Source organism: Salinivibrio sp. ML198 (assembly GCF_001996015.1).
GTDB lineage: Bacteria > Pseudomonadota > Gammaproteobacteria > Enterobacterales > Vibrionaceae > Salinivibrio > Salinivibrio siamensis.
Window position 1 is genome coordinate 1 of the sequence record NZ_MUEZ01000039.1, and the last position, 2,068, is coordinate 2,068.

Here is a 2,068-nt window from a genome sequence, read left to right on the forward strand (position 1 = left end):
TGACGTGAGTCAGTAAAAGGCCGAATGTAGAGCGGCAGTCCAAACCAAACTCAATACGCTTCGCGGATGCTTGACGAACGGGGGAATCCATGTAGCCGCGTTAAGCGGACAAAAATTGTTGGCTAAACTTGTTGAGGTACGAAACAAAGCCAACTGTTTTTTTCCGACTTAAAGGCCTTGTTAATTGCCGTTGACTCAAGGGATTAATTTGTTTTGGTAGTCATGTATAGAACCTTCATCAAATCCAAGCTTCGACAATAAATGAGAGACTACGATTAGCTTCAACAGCCTAGATATCTCAATATAATCACTAATATCTAGTTTATGCATTAGTACTTTCGGACGCCCCTCATGAGCAAGCTCACCTCGGATATCTGATAAATTTTTACCAAGATCATTATTGTTTATTGCTGTAAATATTGAATTAAGAGAATTAGTCAGTTTCGAACAGGCATACTTTTCAATAGCAGATACATACTTAGAATTTTTATGAGTACCTAAGTCGATAGCGATAGCTTCAACATTAGCTAGATATAGGATTATATCACTATATGCAGCATGTAATGTCCTAAAGTTAGTTTCATACTGGAAAGTAGTTGATAGAACTTGATAACTGTCATATAACTCAAACCATTTAATTAAAGATGTTGTCAGATTTACAGAACTACGATTTATAGGCATGAAGTGATATGAAGGCTTATTTTTCGCTAACTCAACAGTTCTTGCTTCAAGTGTTTGGCCTGCCAATATTTGAACTGAAACTTCACTGTGGCTATATAGTTTAATTTCATCTGGAAAAACAGGAACATTCATAAGAATAGAAAAAAGAGATGTTATTTTATATAAAGCATCATAAATCCCATGTATATCAAGGTCTTCTTCAGACTGAAAGTTAAAGAGAAACTCCAACGTTTTTCGTATCAATAAATGCTCATTTTCGGACTTGGAAAGTATTGAGTTAACATTTGTAACAATCTCTTTTGCAATACTCTCATTCTTTGTTAATAGCAGATTTTTGAGGCTATGAGTTATATCTGTAAAGGTAGCTCTGTTTTCCACCTCTAAATCCCAACCTGCACCCTCAATTTTTTCAATCACACCTTCTTTATACTTAACACTATCTATCCAGCCTTGAGGGTAAAAAAACTCTTGCATATGAGAAAAAGTAAAGCGTGCATTACCGTAGAGAGTATCCATGCTTAAGAATTCGCCAAGAGCTAAAAACCGAAACCCTCGTTTCCCGTACCTTGTGACAATTTTCCCTATACGCATCCCTGTTTGAGAAAAATCAAATGGGCCTATTAGAGTACATTTCTGTCCGTTGTCTAAAATACCTAAAAGAACATCAGCTTGCTTTGGGAAATCAGTATCTGCAATATTAAAACTAAGGATAAGACCTGACTCCAAATCATACTGAACTTTGCCAGGAAAGCTTGTTGAATAACTACTTTCACTTATGAAAAATTCACCAATAAATTCATATTTTTCGAAAGATGAATATTTTGTATTGCTCAAAACATTTTTCCTCAGGCAGTTAACATTATATTAGTGCGCGAGCTCGATTTTTCAAAATCGTTATACGCCCTTTTTTATTCATAACCTCATGATACGCATGTGGTTTTTCCATCTATCTCATCAAGCTCTCTTCGGTGATAGTGTGCATGCCGCCTATCCCAGCCAAGGCGTTCACTCTCCACCCAACGATAAAAACTAGCCTAAAATTCGTTACCACGCAGGAGCGTGGGAACGAGGTCGGATATCACAAGCCCAATGGATTTGCTTTAACGCCCACGCTACCGCCGTTGGTTGTCGGCATCCAAAAGACCATGTAAGAGGAAGAAATATAAAGGATTAGAATACCAAAGTGCAGAATAGCTGTTTAGACAGAATCGCCTAAAATGTTGGCGGGGTCAGAGTTTAGAAATTTGCGGGAGTATAAACGCAAAAAAGCCGCTGACTAAGCAGCGGCTTTCGGTATGTGGCGGAGAGATAGGGATTTGAACCCTAGAAGGGCTATTAACCCTTGCCGGTTTTCAAGACCGGTGCTTTCAACCACTCAGCCATCTCT

Annotated in this window: 1 protein-coding gene; it reads right to left on the reverse strand. The window is 38.1% G+C overall.

Annotated features, from left to right (window positions below; genetic code table 11):
- Positions 1-195 precede the first annotated feature (195 nt).
- Entirely contained in the window at positions 196-1,515 is a 1,320-nt protein-coding gene (locus BZG25_RS15540) for a HEPN domain-containing protein (RefSeq protein WP_077639365.1), read from the reverse strand.
- Between the last annotated feature and the right edge of the window lie 553 nt (positions 1,516-2,068).